At 61.0% G+C, this 16,826-nt stretch carries 13 protein-coding genes and 2 pseudogenes; 1 reads left to right on the top strand and 14 read right to left on the bottom strand.

The features are described 5' to 3' along the window. Positions 1–20 precede the first annotated feature (20 nt). Together J2X57_RS16800 and J2X57_RS16795 are read right to left on the bottom strand one after the other, a co-directional pair. Positions 21–1,589 (bottom strand): peptidoglycan-binding protein, encoded by a 1,569-nt coding sequence (locus tag J2X57_RS16800; protein ID WP_309868878.1) that lies wholly within the window; start codon positions 1,587–1,589, stop codon positions 21–23. 43 nt (positions 1,590–1,632) lie between these two features. Then, positions 1,633–2,169, bottom strand: coding sequence for a hypothetical protein (locus J2X57_RS16795; protein WP_309868876.1), 537 nt, complete (start codon positions 2,167–2,169; stop codon positions 1,633–1,635). Positions 2,170–2,292: 123 nt separating this feature from the next. Between J2X57_RS16795 and J2X57_RS16790 the strand changes: the two genes are divergently transcribed. Beyond that, the gene (locus tag J2X57_RS16790; RefSeq protein WP_308851832.1) at positions 2,293–2,724 is read left to right on the top strand and encodes a hypothetical protein; all 432 of its coding nucleotides are present in this window, start codon (positions 2,293–2,295) and stop codon (positions 2,722–2,724) included. Between the two features lie 37 nt (positions 2,725–2,761). Here the strand turns inward: J2X57_RS16790 and J2X57_RS16785 are convergent, their stop codons facing one another. From J2X57_RS16785 to J2X57_RS16730, 12 genes and pseudogenes are all read right to left on the bottom strand, one after another. Beyond that, a complete protein-coding gene (locus J2X57_RS16785; RefSeq protein ID WP_036114789.1) occupies positions 2,762–3,295 on the bottom strand; it encodes a hypothetical protein in 534 nt (177 codons plus the stop codon). A gap of 50 nt (positions 3,296–3,345) precedes the next feature. Further along, complete coding sequence (locus J2X57_RS16780) at positions 3,346–5,028, bottom strand: type IV secretory system conjugative DNA transfer family protein (protein ID WP_309868874.1); 1,683 nt, start codon at positions 5,026–5,028, stop codon at positions 3,346–3,348. Positions 5,029–5,140: 112 nt separating this feature from the next. After that, positions 5,141–5,452, bottom strand: coding sequence for a hypothetical protein (locus J2X57_RS16775; protein WP_309868873.1), 312 nt, complete (start codon positions 5,450–5,452; stop codon positions 5,141–5,143). A 98-nt stretch (positions 5,453–5,550) separates the two neighbouring features. After that, a complete protein-coding gene (locus J2X57_RS16770) occupies positions 5,551–6,984 on the bottom strand; it encodes an XVIPCD domain-containing protein (RefSeq protein ID WP_309868967.1) in 1,434 nt (477 codons plus the stop codon). Between the two features lie 2 nt (positions 6,985–6,986). Beyond that, positions 6,987–7,574: a hypothetical protein gene (locus J2X57_RS16765; protein ID WP_309868871.1), complete on the bottom strand. Its 588-nt coding sequence runs from the start codon at positions 7,572–7,574 to the stop codon at positions 6,987–6,989. Positions 7,575–7,597: 23 nt separating this feature from the next. Beyond that, positions 7,598–7,960: pseudogene (locus J2X57_RS16760) on the bottom strand (XVIPCD domain-containing protein); the annotation flags it as partial. 66 nt (positions 7,961–8,026) lie between these two features. After that, positions 8,027–8,863 (bottom strand): annotated as a pseudogene (locus tag J2X57_RS16755) (peptidoglycan-binding protein); the annotation flags it as partial. An 87-nt stretch (positions 8,864–8,950) separates the two neighbouring features. Continuing rightward, positions 8,951–9,460 carry a hypothetical protein gene (locus J2X57_RS16750; RefSeq protein ID WP_309868869.1) on the bottom strand — a complete coding sequence of 170 codons (510 nt, stop codon included), beginning with the start codon at positions 9,458–9,460 and terminating at the stop codon, positions 8,951–8,953. Between the two features lie 124 nt (positions 9,461–9,584). Then, positions 9,585–10,883 carry an XVIPCD domain-containing protein gene (locus tag J2X57_RS16745; RefSeq protein WP_309868867.1) on the bottom strand — a complete coding sequence of 433 codons (1,299 nt, stop codon included), beginning with the start codon at positions 10,881–10,883 and terminating at the stop codon, positions 9,585–9,587. Between the two features lie 19 nt (positions 10,884–10,902). Beyond that, positions 10,903–11,469: a hypothetical protein gene (locus J2X57_RS16740; RefSeq protein WP_309868865.1), complete on the bottom strand. Its 567-nt coding sequence runs from the start codon at positions 11,467–11,469 to the stop codon at positions 10,903–10,905. A gap of 102 nt (positions 11,470–11,571) precedes the next feature. Continuing rightward, positions 11,572–12,822, bottom strand: coding sequence for an XVIPCD domain-containing protein (locus J2X57_RS16735; RefSeq protein WP_309868864.1), 1,251 nt, complete (start codon positions 12,820–12,822; stop codon positions 11,572–11,574). An 81-nt stretch (positions 12,823–12,903) separates the two neighbouring features. Continuing rightward, positions 12,904–13,494: a hypothetical protein gene (locus tag J2X57_RS16730; RefSeq protein ID WP_309868862.1), complete on the bottom strand. Its 591-nt coding sequence runs from the start codon at positions 13,492–13,494 to the stop codon at positions 12,904–12,906. Positions 13,495–16,826: the final 3,332 nt, after the last annotated feature.

Raw genomic sequence — 16,826 nt, 5'->3', positions numbered from 1 at the left:
TCCCTCGGGTCACCCTCCCGTCATGTCCGGGAGGGGGCGCTCTGCACAGCTTCGTGGTTCTGCGTGATCGACTGCGACGGCTGGGCCTGCTGGCGCGCCAGGTCGCTCGCAACGAATGCCTCGGCGCTGCTCTGCGCCAAGGGTGTATTGGCCGCTTTCACCACATCGACCTCCGCATGCTGCTTGAAGGGCGAGTTCTCGGCGCCCTGCATGGCATAGACCTTGGTCGCGTCCTGGTTGAGCACGACCTGATCGATGCTCCTCATCCCGGCGACGGTCGCTGCCGACGTGAGCGAGCCCGCGATGTTGGTGGTGTGCGGGCCGGACTCGCGGCCATGCTGTGCATCGAGACCCTGCACACGGTCGAGCGCCTGGCGGAACATGCCGTTGGCGGGATGACTTGCGTCGGCGAGTGACGGTATGCCCGCCTGGCGTTGCGCGCTTTCGATCGCCTGGAAGGTCTTCGGGCCTGCTATACCGTCGGCCTCGAGGCCATGCGCACGCTGGAAAGACTGCAGCGCTTCCCTGGTCTGCGTGCCGAAGTGTCCGTCCGCGGCAAGCGGGCGCCCGTTCGAGCCGGTGATGCCCTGATCGCGCAGGTGGGCTTGCAGCGCTTCGACCGACGCGCCCGTGGCGCCTTCGCGCAGCGAAGCCGCCGTCGGCGAGTGTGTTGCGGAGGGTGTTGCCGGCGCCGGTGCCGGTGCCGCCGGTGCTGCCGGCGTTGCGGCGGGCTGCGCCTTGTCATGCTGCAGGTTCCGCTCGAGCGCCTTCAGCGTGGCCGGTCCAACGATGCCGTCCGCCTTGAGATGATGGTCCGTCTGGAACCGCTCGATGGCGAGCTTGGTTTCCTTGCCGGCGTGGCCGTCCACGACCAGTGGCTTGCCGTTGGTGTCGGTGTAGCCATGGGCGTTGAGCAGGGTCTGGACGTGCTCGGCTTTCTCTTTGCTCATCCGGTGGCCGCCGCCACCGGCCAGCGGGATCGGATCCGGACCGCCGGGCTTGTATCCCTTGTCGAGCGCGCCTTCCCATGCCTGCGCGGCGTTCTTGCGCTCGGCAAGGCCGTTGTGGCCGCCATTGATGTCCTTGCAGGCACCTGTGACATCGGTCTGATGACCGTGGGGCTGGACGCGATCCTTCCAGTAGTGGATGGCGATCTTTGCGGCGACATCGCGATCGGCGGCCAGCTCGGGGTGGTTGACCAGATCAAGCCCCAGCTCCTTGCCGACGGCCTCGTAGTTCGCACGGCCGGTCAGCTGCACATAGCCGCGACCGTGGAATTTCCAGCCGTCGCCCGGCTCGGTGTTTCCAAGATTTTTCTTGCCCCAGCCACCGCCGTAGATTTCGTTGGCGATCGCCTCCTGACCACCCGCGGCGACCTTGTTGGCTTCAGCGAGCGTGTTCATCCCGTTGCGGCCGGGGAAGACTTCGAGCAGGCGACTGCCGGAGTAGCCCAGGCCTTCGTTCATGCTCGAGTAGCCTCCGCACTCCACCTGCATCTGGCCCATGAAATTCGCCAGTTCCCTGGGGTCGGTAATGCCCGCCTTCGTGGCGGCGTCCATCAGATAGTCGGCGTTTTCTTTCGCGGACATGGTGTAACTCCTGGTTGACTTAAAAGGGAAGGTCGTCCGCGGCTTATTGCCCCGGGACGCCGTTCTTCTCGATCGCCGGATCGCTCTTGAGCTTGAGCGTCGCGTCGATCAGTGCATCGTCATCCGTGTCGGTGACCTTGCCCGCCTGGCAAGCGCTCTGTTTCACCGGTTTGTCCTGGCCGTCCTTGAGTACCACCAACCCGCCGTCTTGCAGGTTGTTCGAGCCTGAAACCGAATAAACGACGTATTTGAACCCAGCGTTGGTGAACGAATACGCATAACCGCCGGTATTACTACCGAAGCCGAGGTGAGTACGCGTGAATTCGGCCGGAGCATTGGCAGCGGGATAGGTGAGCTCCGGCTTTGCCGCATCGCGTCCGTAGGCGTAGTAGAAATGGCCGCTGCCGTGCGTAACGTCGCCCGCCGCGCACATGGAGACCGTCTTGCCGCCTCCGGCAAGCGGGCACGAAAACACCGGTTTGTCGCCGTTGGCGCACATCGTCGGCGCGGGCGCGGCAGCGCCGATAGCGGGGGCGATGAGTGCGGCGGCGAGCAGAAACGCGTTTGCATAGGTCTTCATGGTGGAACTCGACTCCTGGATGACGTGGTGGCGGGAAGTTCGCGCCGGCCTCAGATGTTAAGTGGCTCGACCTTAGCTTTTTCCATCAGCCGCGAGGTGAAGTACTTGTCTTCGTAGTGACGGATGTACGTCACCCTCCTTGCCCTCGATGTGCCCCGCTTCCTTATGCAGGATGAGCATGTCGCGCTGCCTGGTGGCACCGCCGCTTTCATTCTCAAAAACGGCTACGGCATCGGCACCGTCGGCGTCGCCGCTGGATTTGAAGGCGACGAGCTTCGTACCCGCGGGAGCAAAGGCGGCAACCTCCGTTGGCGCAGAGGGCTGCGCGGCCGCCGCTATCAGATTAGCGGGGAGGGCTATCGCTGCGATGGTTACCAGGGCAACGCGCATGCTGCGGACGTCCTGTTCGACGGGATGAATCGTGGTCATTTTATGGCGGATTTTTCGACAGTCGCGCATCTGTGCCTGCGCATATCATTGTTCGCCTGGATTCTGTGCCAGCCGATAAATCGGTGTCCGCGGCGCACATATTTTGCAGGGTCATGCCGCACATAGGTGTAACTCCTGTTGGAACGCCGTAATCGATGGTTCGTTATGGCGTGGGTATGCCCTGATCCTCGAGCACCGGGTCGCTCTCCCACTTCAGGGTCTTTTCTATCAAAGAACGGTCCGGCGCAACGCTGACCTTGCCGGCTTCGCAGCGGGATTGCCTGATGGGCTTCGTCTCGCCGTCTTTCAACACGACCAGCCCCTGGTCTTCCAGATTGTTTGACCCAGAAATCGAGTAGATGACGTACTTGAATCCCCTATTGGTGAAAGCGTATGCAAAGCCGCCGGTATTACCGCCGAACATCAAGTGAGTTCGAGTGAACTTGGCCTCGTCGCCCGCACCGGGATACCGCAACTCCGGTTTCGAAACGTCGCTTCCGTAGGCATAGTAAAACTGACCTCCACCATGGGGTGCACCAGCAGCGGCACAAAGTGAAACGGTCTTCTTGCTTCCGGCCAGGGGACACGAGAAGACCGGCTGGTCGCCCCTTGCGCACATCGTCGGCGCGGGCGCGGCGCCGACAGCGGGAGCGATGAGGGTGGCGGCGACCAGAAGCGCGCTTGCACAGGTCTTCATGATCGAATTCGACTCCTGGATGACGTGGTGGCGGGACGTTCGCGCCGACCTCAGATGTTAAGTGGCTCGACCTTGGCTTTTTCCATCAGCCGCGAGGTGAAGTACTTGTCTTCGTAGTAACGGATCTTCTCGCAGAGGACCGGATGCGGAATGCCTTCGTAGAGGAATACTTCCTTGTCCGTGCCCATCGCCTTGAGTTCCTGCGGCAGCATGAGCGCGCGCTTCTCTTCGGTATGGCTGGTCGAGACGTCACCCTTCTTGCTCTTGGTGATGTTCTCGCGACGCACCGTGGTGTAGCCCAGCATGTCGGAGTAGTCGTTGGCGTCCTGCTGCTCGCGCGGGGCGAAGACGATCTGCAAGGCATGGTTGGTGATGACCGTGCGTGAGACGTCCTTGCCGTAGGTCGCGTCCAGCTGCGCCATGCTCTGGATGATCGGTAGCAGACGGATGTTATAGCCGGCCATGTACGAAACGGCCGAGGCGATGATTTCGACCTTGCCGATAGAAGTGAACTCGTCCATGAGCAACAGGCACTGATGCTTCAGCTCCTTGTTGTTCTGTGGCAGTTCCTTCGTGTTGAGGTTGATCAGCTGGCTGAAGAACAGGTTTACGATCAGTCGGCTTTCGGACAGCTTGTTGGGCTGGATGCCGATATAGATCGTCATCTTCTTCTTGCGGACATCGGTCAGCAGGAAGTCGTCTTCGCTGGTGGCCGCGTCCAGCACCGGGTTGATCCAGGCGTTTAGCGGCTCCTTGAAGGTACCGAGGATCGAGGCGAACGTTTCGGCCGCCTGCGAAAGCATGTTGGCGAAGGCCGACTGGGCATTCGAACTCAGGAACGGCTGCTTCGACAGGGTGGTGTACAGCTCCCGCAGGTCGGTACCGTCGCCCGACGACAGGCGATAGATCATGCCGAGCGTGGGCTTGCTGCGCAGCATCAAGGGCAAGTTGTTCTTCTCGTCGAACTCCCACTTCTCGCAGAGGTAAAGCGAGAAGGCCATGAAGGCGTTACGTGCCTGGCTGACCCAGAACTTCTGGTCATCGGAGCCGTCCGGGTACAGCATCGTGGCGATGCTCATCAGATCGGACACGCGGAAGGCGGGGTCCTTTGAGACATAACTCAAAGGATTCCAGCGGTGCGTGCGACGGTCTTCCGCAAACGGGTTGAACAGGTAGATTTCCTGTCCCTGGGATTTACGCCAGCCGCTGGTCAGGTCGAAGTTTTCCTGCTTGATGTCCAGGACCACGATGGATTCCTGGTAGTCGAGCAGGTTGGGGATGACCACGCCCACGCCCTTGCCCGAACGGGTCGGGGCGGCGAGGATGACGAACTGCTGGCCCGGCAGGCGGACGAGGTCTCCCTTGAACTTGCCGACGAGAATGCCATTGTCCGCGGGGGAGAGCATCTTTTGCTTGCGCAGGTCCGACGCATGGGCGAAGCGTGCGTCGCCGTGCATGGCTTGCTTTTTCTTCCTGAGCAGGAAGTAGAGAGCTACCAGCCACGCGATGATCGGCAGGAGGAAGCCTATCATTCCTGCGGTCTCGATCTTCCATGCGTAGGGCTTGACTTCCGGCAAGCCAAGCGCCCGGATATAGGTCCAGTAGGTGTTCCATTTCAAGGATATGTCTCGCAGCCCAAGGAACAGGAGCGTGAGATAGCCGGAAAAAGAGTTGCCCGCAACAAGAGCCGCCGCGCCGAGGCCGGCTGCCCAATATCCCCTGGTTTTACTCATGCGCGATCTTGCCTTATGTCCTTGAATGTTTCGTGGTCGCTTCAATACCAACGCGCAGGCCGGTCAGCCGGCCGCCAATCACCCCGTCGAACGAGACGGTACGCCGCATGTTTCACGGACTCAGATCGGCACTATCCCTGGTGGAAACCGCGCTTTTGGAGCTGCCCCCGCCGCCCATCGGAAAGGCCTTGGGGCACACCCGCGCAAACATGGTCGCCGAATACGCATTGAAACAGTATTGGTTAGTCACAGTGTAGATGCCCAGCTCCTTACTGACGGGAGCCCAGCAGTCTTGCGGAACGCCTCTCGTGCAGAAGGTAAACGGGTCATTGTTGTAGTACGGTATATATTCATAATACCCGTCGGCCCAGGCGATGCCTGATGTCATGCAGAAAAGTAGTGCTGTCCAGAGTAACTTTTTCATCGTCGTTTCCCTCTGTGATGGTAACTATCAGTTAGCGCAGGCCCGGCGCCTTGCGGGGCCTTCATGCATGTATGTTGCCGCCTACGTAAGGCGTGGTATTAACGCGACGCGGCTCGCCCTCCCTGATCTGGTTGCATAGTCGGTTGCTCGCCTTGCTGGGCAACAGCCTGCGATACACTATGCTGACGGATCGCTTCGCTGCTTTTATCGATGCTCGTTGACAGCGCCTCTTGAGTATTGACCTCAGCTACTTGCTTGAACGGTGAGTTGAGGTCGCCCTGCACGGCGTACGCTCGACTGGCATCGGCATTGAGTGCCACGTGGTCGATCCGGGTAAGTCCCTGATGGACGGCACTTGCCGTCACGGCGCCGGCGAGCTGGTTGCTTTGTATGTCCGGCGTGCGGCCGTGTTCGGCGTCGAGCTTATGCACGCCGTTGCGCGCCTGTTGGAACATCGCGTTGTGAGGGTGCTCTGGCGAGTCGATCCGTAGGGGCTCATCGTGCTTGAACCAGGACGAAGGGTGGGTGACGGTATCCCACGCGTGCGACGCCTTTTGTCCCACGGCGTGCAGCCCCTCAGAGACGTCTTCCTTGACGTGCTGATAGGCCTCTTTTACCTCATGGGCAGCATGCTCGACGGATCTCTCGACGGCATGGACGCCAGCCTCGACCTTGTCCACCACAGCATGGCCCACTGAGGCGACTTCTTCGGCAATCGTCTTGGGTACTTCCCAAGGGGCTGAAAGACCTTTGCGTATGCCCATCACGTCGCCGCGATAGCGGTCGATCATGCCCTCATGCTCCTTGTAGAGGTTCTGGGCGCCGTCGTTGATGATGCTGTGGCCAAGTGTCTTGCTATCGGGTACGAAGTTGTCGATGGCATGCGACCCGAAGTCGATGGCTTTGACCGGGTTGCGCAGGTTTAAGGCGCCGCCATGGTCTCGATACCCTGCGTTGGAGAGCGTGTCGATATCCTTCTGGTCGGCATAGATGCGCACTTCACCGAAGTGAGGACTGCCGGCGCTTACTACGTCGCCTGCGCGTACATGGTCGATCACCTGATTGCCGCCTTCGGGCACGCCGAACAGGCTTGCAGCGCCGTAGGCGTTGAAGGTTTCGCCCTTCAGCCCGAACTTTGCGGCTTCGATTTCGGCGAGCGTTCCACCCAGCGAATGTCCTGTGACGGTGACCTTCATGGGGTGGTGATTGACTTCGGCATCGATCTTCTCGGCATCCAGAACGCGCTGCGTGAAGATAGCGGCGTCGTGTGCCTGCAGATTCACGCCGGTCAGCACCATGCCAGCATCGACGCCACCGTCGTGCACAGGCTCGCGCCCAAATTCCGTGCCGCGGTAGGCGATGACGACCTCGTTGGTATCGATCCTCCGGTACGCGGTGCCCTGAAACCCGGTCTCCGGGTTGTCCATGAAGTCGATCGCCTTATAAGCGACGCCATCCAGGATAATTTCCTTGTTTATCTCGGGATTGAGGTACGAGTTTTCCGCGAGCAGGGCGTAGTCCGTTGAACGCATGGTCACGGCGTCTTCTCCCTGGCTTTCAGTTCGATCGAGAAGGTGTGGTCAGCGTCTTCCTTGAAGTCTTCACGGCGTGCGTTGCCGGTGTCGACGCGCTGGGTGGTCGACATCTGGTAGGACCGGTCGGCGAAGAAACGAATCACTGGATGCTGAGAAACCAGATCGTCATGAAACAGGCTCGGTGAGAAGTAGAGCTTGTTCACTTGGAAGGTGACGTCCGCGCCGATGAGATTCCAATGGCAGACACCCATGCCGAAGTAATCCTCGTCCTGAAGCAGATCGAGGTAAATATCGCCCGTATACGTGTGGTCGTCCACACGGTGCAGTTCAATCGGCACACGCTTTTCGGGAAACTGGGCGGCGCCCGTGACCGGGGTCAGTGGCACACACTGGCGGTCGGTTACCTTGTACTGCACGGCGCCTTCGATCCGGTCGAAGTTGCCCGGAGCGTCCTGCACCGTCGCGACGATTTCGTAACGCTGGCGAGGATTCGGGTTGAGCTTGATGTCGGGGGTCTTCATGGTGGCACCGTAGGCGATAGGAGTCAGGGCGAGGAGCAGGGCGGCGATGGCGAGGCGTGGTTTCACCCGGTTTCGATCCTCTGTCATGGTCAGGACAAACCCGGCGTGGCCGGGCCCTGCGGCTGACGCGTGGGCTGTTTCTGTGCCTCGTCCTGCGCGGGAGCCTGCAACGCGATGGCGCTGCTTTGCTCCAACGGTGTGCTGACGGCTTTCTGCGTCTCGACTTCAGCGATTTTCTTCAGCGGCGAGTTCAGGTCGCCTTGTACGGCATAGGCGCGCGCGGCGTCTTCGCTCAAAACGACCTGATCGATTCGGCTAAGCCCTTGTGTCCTGGCTTCCGCAGTCAGTGAGCCGGCGAACTGGCTGCTCTGCTGGTCGGGCGTGCGCCCATGCCGGGCGTCGATGCGGTGTACTCCGTCCAGGGCCTGGGTGAACATGGCATGGTCGGGATGCCTCTTGTCATCGAGCCGGAGGGCGGGTGGGATCTGCCTGGTAGCGTCGACATGTTTCTGCTGGTCGATGGCGGCCAACGACCGTGGGCCGGCAACGCCATCGGCCTCGAGATGGTGGTCGCGCTGGAACGACTTCAGTGCCGCCTCGGTGCCAGGGCCGAATTTGCCGTCGGTATGCAGCGCGTTACCGGCACCGTCCTTGTAGCCGAGCCTTGCAAGATTGGCCTGCAGCATGCGGACATCTTCACCCTGCATGCCTGCCTTCATGGTGTGGCGTGCCGCGTCGGCCTGCGCCGGCTGACGCTCGCCTTTTTCCAGGCGATCCATGAGTTCGGGCGTCAGTTTTTTCTGCCACTGCTCGAAACGGGCCTCGCGGTCTTCGAGACCGTTGTACTTGCCGTTGACCGCCTTCGTAGCTGCTCTGACATCCTCACGAGCGTTCTCGGGAACACGGTTTTCCCAGTACCACGTGGCGATCTTGGAGGCGTTCTTCGGGTCGGCGGCCAGTTCGGGATGCTTGACCAGGTCGAGGTCAAGTGCCTCGCCCGCAGCGCGGTAGTTGTCCTTGCCGGTGAGCTGGATATAGCCGCGTCCGTGGTATTTCCATCCGTCGCCGGGCTCGTCGTTGCCGTTACGGCCGCCGTACATCAGTTCGGCCAGGTGCTCGGGCTTGCCTTGCAGGGCTTCCTTCCGCGCGGCTTCGAGCACCTTGGGGCCCTCGCGCCACGCGGACTGCACGGGGATCTGCGAGATGTCGCGGGTATAGCGAAAGCTTTCCTCGAGCCGGTTCAACCCATTGGACTCATGGGTAACCTGTGCCATGAAGTTGGCCAGTTCTTTCGGTGACGTGATGCCCGCCGCCGCTGCGTCGTTCAGCACCTGAGTTTCACGATCAATCGCCATATGTAGCTCCTGTCTGACACCCACTTTCGAGATCGCATCCTGCGAGTACAGCACCCATCGGCCATGACGGGCATGTCATCGCCCCGGTCAGGGCAGGGTCACCTCAGGGAGGTGCGACGGATCGAAGTCGGCGAAGGTCACCTCGCCCAGCGTCTCGGGTGTGAGCACCAGTTGCCGGTGCTCTCCCGATTCATTGTCTTCCACCTGACGAACCACGCGGGCGACCAGCCAGGTGCCGGCCGCGGGCGTGTAGCGAAAAGTGAATTCATCCGACCAGCGCTCACGACTGCCTCCGCCGTTTGCGATGGTGAAACCGCCCTCGTCGATGCGCGTGTACCCGTAAGGATCGCCGGCGAGTCCACCACTGGTCGAGCTGGGAATCACGGCGAGGCTGGACCCGACCCGTTCAAACCGGCCGTGCGCGTCACGCAGGAGAACCATCAGCTCGCGCGCGGGACCGTCGCCCAGCCTTGGCAGGCCGGAAACGGGAGGATCGAGCACGAGAAGGGCGCCCTGCCTTCCGTCTCCGGTGAGATCGCCGATCAACATGTCGAGGATTTTCGCCCCCTTTGTTGCGAACGCCTTCAATTCATCCATCTGGCACGTTTCCCGTCCTGTCCGTCCCACGATTCTAATGGACCGGGTTCTCCGCCTGTCCACTCTGGAATGGCATTTACGGTATTCGCCAGTACCTTCCGGTAGCGGGCCTGCCCGGCGTACATCAGACCGACCGCTGCGGTTGCTGCTGTTGCAGGGCCAGATCCTGCTGCTGCATCTGCCCCTGCACGGCGACGGCGGGCTGGCTGGCGGTGTGCTGGGCTAGCGTTGCGGTGCTCTGTTCCAGCGGGGTCGCCATCGCCTGTTGGGTCTGCACCTCGGCGATCTGCTTGAAGGGCGAATTGAGCTGTCCCTGTACCGCGTAGGCCCGGCTGGCGTCATCGCTGAGCGCGATGTGATCGATGCGCGTCATGCCTTCCCTCACCGCGCCCACGGTCACCGAGCCGGCCAGCTGGTGGCTCTGCTGATCGGGCGTCCGCCCGTACTGAGCATCGAGCTTGTGCACAGCATCGCGTGCCTGCAGGAACATGCCGTTATGAGGGTGGTCGGCGGAATCCAGGCGAGGGCCCGTGTGATTGAGCTTGTTGAGCGCGCCCAGCGTCTTGTCGCCCGCGACACCGTCTTTTTCCAGGTGGTTTGCCTGCTGGAAACGCTCGAGGGCAGCCTTGGTATGCGCACCGAAATGGCCGTCCGGCTTGAGTTCGTGGCCGTTTTCGTCACGATAGCCGAGTCGCTTGAGCGCTTCCTGCATGTCCTGCACGCGCTTGCCTTCATCACCTTTGCGCAGGACATCGGTCGCGTGTTCCGGTGCGTGTGGCGACGATGGCGCGGCTGCCTTTTCTGCCGCTGGCGCGGAGGGTACGGAGCGCACCGGCGCCTGATCCTTCGCCGGTGTGCCATGCAACGGGGCGGGTTCGTGCGTACGGAACTCGGGCTTGGCACGCAGGGCGCCTACGACCTCCATATTGGTGTCCCAGTAGCTGCCTTCTTTCATCGTCACCTTGCCCGGTCCGCCGTGGGTCTGCGAGCCGATGAACTCGAGGTTGCCGTTCGCGTCATAGCCCTTGACGATGCCGACGTGCTGGTCCGAGCCGGTACGATTTTTCAGCATGATGATGTCGCCGGCCTGGAGATTGCCGGGCGGCTTACCGCCCGCGGCGGGTGGGATCACATCGAAATGCTGCCGGCTGTAGGGAGTCACGTGATGGCCGTTGTACAGCTTTGACGTAGCGAACGCCTCGTTGCCGACGTCGTACCCGGCGTCCTTGAGGCCGCGCCAGACAAAGGCCGAGCAATCGACGCCGCGAAGACCGTCGTGATCGTTGTCCTGCTCGTTACGGCTACTGTCGGTCGTCCTGTTGCCGACCTTGTTCCAGGTCTGCATGTCGGGCCGGCCATACTCATACCCAACGCCTGAGTTAAAGAAGTGATCGTTGGCGTGTTCGTAGATATCGCGACTCATGGCATTGTCTCCGGCGAGGTCACTTCAGGCCCATGGAATAAACGTCGATCGCGTCCGCGTCGACCCACCCGGCGACGCAGCCTCCGGTGAAGTCACCGGAGGTGCCGATCCACTCGCACTTCGTGGCCGGAGGCGCACCCACCCACTCCACCGGAAAGCTCTGGCACAGATGATTGCCCTTGCAGTCCGGTACGTGATCCGCCGGGAATGCCTCAACATAGTAGCGCTGCACTTCACCCGACTTCTTCGCCACGCCGACAATGCAGAGAAACTGATGTGCCTTGAGTTTCGCCACCGGCTTCGAGTGGTCGGCGTCGAGTCGCGTGCCGAGCGTGGCGCCTGCAGCGTCGATCACCTGGCCGAACAGCATGTCGTTGTCGCAACCGGAGATCTCAACGGCATGACTGCCTGACGTACAGGCGGCATTGCCATAGCTGTCCTTGTGGCACTCCGCCTGCGCGCCCGGATCCATTTTCAGAAGCAGCGCCTGCTGGGCAGCGACGGTCGGGACCTGCGGCGTCGCCGCGAGGGCGGTGCCGGCGAACACACACAGTGCGAGCAGGCCCGAGATGCGTGGAGAGATCATGGATGTTCCCTGAAGTTGAAAGTATCAAGCCGTGTGAGAAGCCCCGGACCCCCGGAGCTTGTCGAAAAAAGGCGCTTCGCTGCGACCCGGAGGCCGCCGCCGTCACATACCGTGCCCCGTTCCCGGTAGATGAGGCAACGGTTGATGAGCGTGTTCCGTGCCTTGCTGCGGAGCTTTCGCAATGCGGTCGAGCACCTCGGTACTTTTCTCCACGGGGGTCGCCACGGCTTGCTCAGTGGGAACTTCGGCGACGCGTTTAAGGGGTGAGGCGGGATCGCCCTGCACGACGAAGGCGCGGCTGGCATCGTCGCTGAGCGCCGCGTGATCGATGCGCTGCATGCCCTCCCTGTGTGCGGCGACTGTCAGCGCGGCCGCGAGATTCTCGCTCTGCGTATCAGGGGCGCGTTGATGTTGCTCGTCCAGGCGGTGCACGGCATCGCGCGCCTGCGAGAACAGGGCATGGTGCGGATGTTCCGGCTGGCTCATCATCGGGGCCTGGCACATGCCCGGCATTTCGCCGACGGCGTATCCGTAGCCGGGGGCTTGACGGTGACGGTGGTGCGGCTTCACGGGCTCGGGCGTGAACTCACCCGATTCCTCCATGACGCTGCGCTGTTGCTCCATCTCAATCAGGGGGTCGTTGTCAGGGCCAGTGTTATCGTCGGGCAGGAGACGGCGCTTCGATGCCTTGGCCATTTCGCGAGCGGCGCGACTTTTCGCGTCGTGGCCGGGCGAGGGCAGGGGATGACCCACCTCGCCACTGGCCAGGCGATCCATCACTTCAGGCGTGAGCCGTTTTTCCCAAGCGCTGAAGCGGTCGGCACGATCCTGCAGGCCGTTGAGCTTGCCGTTGACGGCGCGGGTCGCTGCCCGGACATCGGTGCGCGCGTCTTCCGGCACGCGGTTCTGCCAGTACCAGACGGCGATCTTCGACGCGTGCGTCGGATCCGCGGCCAGTTCGGGCTGGGTAGTGAGGTCCATATTGAGGGCATTGCCAGCCGCCAGGTAATTGGCCCTGCCAGTCAGCGGAATATAGCCGCGTCCGTGATAACGAAACCCGTCACCGGGCTCATCGTTACCGTTTCGGCCGCCGTACATCAGTTCGGCAAGTTTCTCAGGCTGGCCGCGCAAGGCGTCCTTGCGAGCCGCATCGAGTGCGTGCGCACCCTGACGCCACGCAGCCTCCACGGGAATCTGGGTGATCCCCTTGGTATAGCGGAAGCTCTCCTGAAGGCGATTCAACCCATTGGACTCATGGGTAACCTGGGCCATAAAGTTGGCCAGTTCCTTCGGAGAGCGGATACCCGCCGCATAAGCGTCGGACAACACTTGTGTTTCGCGGTCAATCGTCATGTGTAGCTCCTGTTTGACTCTCGGCCGGCCTTGCTCCCTGCGTTGCCGTTACCCGCCGTCCAGGCGAGGTGTCACAATGGATCAGGGAAGCGTCACCTCCGGCAGCTTCGACGGATCGAACTCCTGAAAACTCACGGAGCCCAGATCCTTTGCCGACAGCTGGATGGCCTTCTGCCTGCCAGTTACGCTGTCTTCGACTTTTCGCGCTACCTGGGCGACGAACCAATCTTTCTTTTCTGCCGAATACGTGAACGTGTATTCGTCCGACCAGTGTTCACGACCACCACCGCCGTTGACAATGGTGAAGCTGCCCGGGGCGACCTTGCTGTAGCCGAAGGGATCGCCCGAGCTGCCGCCGCACTGCTCGCAGGGCACGAGGTGCGCATTGGACGCGACTTTCTGCAACTGCCCAGAGGCATCGCGCACCACTAATACCACCTCGCGTGCCGGGCCTTCACCGAGTTTGGCGTCCGCGGGTGCCGGTGGGTCGAGCACCAACAACGCATCGGGGCGGCCATCGCCATTGAGATCGCCTTTTTGCGACTCAAGGATGCGGGCACCACCGGTCGCGAACGCCTTGAGATCGTCCGCCGGAGCAGGCGCGCCCACGGCCCAGCCCGTCCACGACAAGGCGGCGACCCAGAGCAAACCGTAATGAGGGGAAAGCTTCACGTTCATCCTTTTCGCGTCGGAGCCGGACCAACCACATTAGGACGTGAGTTTAGCCGGAAGAGGTTGCGGAGGGACGTCTCCCGGTCCGTGCATTGTGCGTTGGGTCACACTGTGACCGTGGTGTCTGTGTAAACGACTATGGGCAATTCGGCTCCATCGCCAAGGCAATGGCTGTAGGCGGCATGCAGCGGGGATTGCCTGCCCCGGGAATACCGGGGGCACACTGGGCGCCGGCAGTCGACGCATGAACCAGCAAAATCAGGAGCACGAACTTAATACGTTTCATCGATCATCACAATTGGCCGTTATTTGGCGTGGTTCCACATTTCATTGCATCTGATTGCGCGGCACTATTCGCGCCACCAGTGTTCATCGAGCGGGTTTCTGGCGCCTGCACGGAGCCTGCGCCCGCCGGCCCTCCCCACCCCTAGCTGCGAACCTAAGTCACCGAACGAATGCGACAGCCATCGGTGGCGCCATGACATGAGAGTGGAAAGCAAGAGACCGACGCCTCCCTGCTGCAGTAAATCGATGATGGTAATCGAACCTGGATCTTAGGCTTTTAGCGTACGGGATGAGGAGCACTGCACTTGTAATAGATCACGTGGCAAGTCGTTCCCGATTTGCGGAGAAGCCGGTAATGTTGGAGGGATGCATCCTGGATTGCCAGCGCCAGGAATGCCGGCGCCGCACTGTGCCCATGGTGCCAGAGGTGAAAGCAGTACGAGTAACAGCGCGGCTTGGCAACCGTTCGGAATCATTCGATGTCCCATTGGATGTGTTCGTCCGTTGGCCGTCGGTTTGAGCACGATCCGTCGTGTGGAGCAAGCGAGAAGTGCTTGTTCATGCTTGATCCAATCCACGAGTGCTGCGGAATTCTGCGTAACAAGCGTTCGCTACCCGAAAAGCCAATATCCTGACGTTCATATCCACGTCGATACGCATGGGCACGAACTGTCGGAGGCGACGACTTACCAGGCAAAGCTGTGACGCGAATGCAGTCGGTTAGTTCACTCGTTCCGGCATGCTGCAGTCACTATAGACAACGCGGCAAGATGAATCGCCGCATTCGGTAAGTGCGTTCGACTTTGCCATGCTGACGGTTGGCGCAGTTGATGTGCCCATAATTCCGCCGGATGGCTTTTGCGCGATCGCCGCGCACTGGTTGTAATACGACACGGCGATGTCGCACGACGTCCCGCCACTTGAACTGCACTTCCGGAGCGCGTCGTGTTCGGCGGAAGACTTACTCACTGCCCCGGTAACGATGCCTACGTGTCCCCGTGGGTCGACCGAGACCGCCCCCCATCTGTCTTCCCATCTGGCAGTCGGAGCAGGTTGGGCCGGAAGCTGCTCGCTCCCCTGATAATAAGACGATCCCTGTTGGGTAGGAGGTATGCAGCCAGGGTTGCCAGCGCCTGGGATTCCAGGCGCACACTGCGCCCACGCCGCGCAAGTCATCAGTGTCGCGCTAACGAATGCCAGGACCTGTTTCATCATTGTGGAGTCTTTCCGGTTCCGGTGAGTGACGTAAATTTACTGCCGTCCTGGGCGAATCGGGAGCTACTCGCTCCGGAACATGCGGCGGAATCGAGCGAATCATAGCTAGACTGCCCATCGTGCCTAGTATCCACAATGGTATTTGCAGGCTAAGGTGGCGGCGTATTCACCGCAGCCTGCTTACTGTTAGCAATGGCCGCCTGATCCTGCCCACCAAGCTGGGATCCGACGCCACTGAACGACGAGTACGAAGCAACGTGACCCAGCATGCCCTGGAAGCATGCGGCGGCCATCGGCGGTGCTATGGCAATCAGCATCGGTGTCAAGGCCGATGCAACCCAGTTGCAGGGGTACGCTGTCGATCCTGTCGTTGTTGCCGATGCCTGCAAAAGCTCCCGGTCAGTTCACTAGTTCCGACATGCTGCAGCCAGTATAGGCAACTCGGCAAGATGAATCGCGGCATTGGGTCAGCGCAGTGGATCTCGCAATGTCAATGGTCGGTGCCGATGCAGTACCCATGGTTCCACCCGACGGTTTTTGAGCGATGGCGGCGAACTGGTCGTGATACGACAGCGATATCACACGCAGTTCCGCCGTTGTCACTGCACCGCTGAAGGGCTTCTTGCTCTGCTGACCACTTACTCACGGCCCCTGTGACTATGCCTGCACGCCCCGAGGGAGCGACCGCGACAGCCCCCATCGACGCTCCCAATGGCCAACTGGAGCAAATGGGGAAGTTTGGGCCGGGAGTTGATCGCTCCCCTGGTAGTACGGGGACGCCGGTTGCGTTGGAGGTATACAACCGGGATTGCCGCCGCCTGGAATGCCGGGTGCGCACTGTGCCCAGACTGCATCGCTCAAAAATAGCGTGATTGTCAGTAGCAGGACTTTCGTAAGTTTCAGTCGACTCCGCCTCACCCTGTTGGAACTCCTTGAGTAGGCGTAGTTTCCGCAAGCGCGTTATAGGGGCTGAAATTGCTCTCAAGGCTTGCAGAACCATGTTGCTGATGTCGTCGGTGGTGCCGATGCTGGCGAAGGCTCTCGTTCTGAAACACTGAACCACGCGCGGGCGCGCTGCGGAAGACTTGTTTCGGTTTGCATGCTCGTCAGTAGCGCCTTAAGCCCTTGCGCTGAGGCCTGTAGCAACCGCGCCAAATGGACTTGGACAAGGAGTGGCCGCAGGCCTAACGTCGAGAACAGGCCAACACGGTTGTTTGCACAACCTCTTACTGAACGCGTACGGCATATGTACACAGCGTAGCTTTGACTTTGCAAGCCTCGCCGTTACCGCACTTGCGAAAAGCTCGCGCAGTTGCTTCATTCGTATCTGCAGCAGTAGCTGGATAGACCAATCCACCGCCCGTTTTTTGAACGATCGCGGCGCACTGGTTAACAAACGATACCGTGACCTCACACCGCGTGCCACCGGAATGTTCACATCTTTGCATCGCCAGTTGGATAGCTTCGTCTTCTGACCTTCCCTTATCCGCGCCGCCCGCTGCCCCATTTTGATAGTCAATGGCGATCGCACCCCATCGGTCCTCCCACACTGCAGCGGGACCTGCGCTGGGAGACGCAAGACTCGGGTCGCCTGGTTGCGCGTACCGAGAGCCAGGTGCTGTTGGAGGGATGCACCCTGGATTGCCGGCGCCAGGAATTCCGGCTCCGCATTGTGCCCATGCTGCCAGAGGTGATAGCAGTACGACTAACAGCGTGGCTCGGCAACCGTTGGAAATCATTCCATGTCCCATTTGATGTTTTCTTCCGTTGACCGTTGAGATCTACTGAACGCGGACGGGCAGTGCGCACGGACTGTAAGGAAATCTGCATGT

Origin of the sequence: Luteibacter sp. 1214 (assembly GCF_031455395.1) — a bacterium.
In the GTDB taxonomy this organism is placed as follows: Bacteria; Pseudomonadota; Gammaproteobacteria; order Xanthomonadales; family Rhodanobacteraceae; genus Luteibacter; species Luteibacter mycovicinus.
The sequence above is the reverse complement of the archived record's forward strand: the minus strand, read 5'-3'. Positions and strand labels throughout refer to the sequence as shown.

Bases quoted from the DNA above. Each gene is read 5' to 3' on its own strand.
- J2X57_RS16800 (WP_309868878.1), bottom strand. From the start codon at position 1,589: ATGTCCGCGAAAGAAAACGCCGACTATCTGATGGACGCCGCCACGAAG.
- J2X57_RS16795 (WP_309868876.1), bottom strand. From the start codon at position 2,169: ATGAAGACCTATGCAAACGCGTTTCTGCTCGCCGCCGCACTCATCGCC.
- J2X57_RS16790 (WP_308851832.1), top strand. From the start codon at position 2,293: ATGTACGTCACCCTCCTTGCCCTCGATGTGCCCCGCTTCCTTATGCAG.
- J2X57_RS16785 (WP_036114789.1), bottom strand. From the start codon at position 3,295: ATGAAGACCTGTGCAAGCGCGCTTCTGGTCGCCGCCACCCTCATCGCT.
- J2X57_RS16780 (WP_309868874.1), bottom strand. From the start codon at position 5,028: ATGAGTAAAACCAGGGGATATTGGGCAGCCGGCCTCGGCGCGGCGGCT.
- J2X57_RS16775 (WP_309868873.1), bottom strand. From the start codon at position 5,452: ATGAAAAAGTTACTCTGGACAGCACTACTTTTCTGCATGACATCAGGC.
- J2X57_RS16770 (WP_309868967.1), bottom strand. From the start codon at position 6,984: ATGCGTTCAACGGACTACGCCCTGCTCGCGGAAAACTCGTACCTCAAT.
- J2X57_RS16750 (WP_309868869.1), bottom strand. From the start codon at position 9,460: ATGGATGAATTGAAGGCGTTCGCAACAAAGGGGGCGAAAATCCTCGAC.
- J2X57_RS16745 (WP_309868867.1), bottom strand. From the start codon at position 10,883: ATGAGTCGCGATATCTACGAACACGCCAACGATCACTTCTTTAACTCA.
- J2X57_RS16740 (WP_309868865.1), bottom strand. From the start codon at position 11,469: ATGATCTCTCCACGCATCTCGGGCCTGCTCGCACTGTGTGTGTTCGCC.
- J2X57_RS16735 (WP_309868864.1), bottom strand. From the start codon at position 12,822: ATGACGATTGACCGCGAAACACAAGTGTTGTCCGACGCTTATGCGGCG.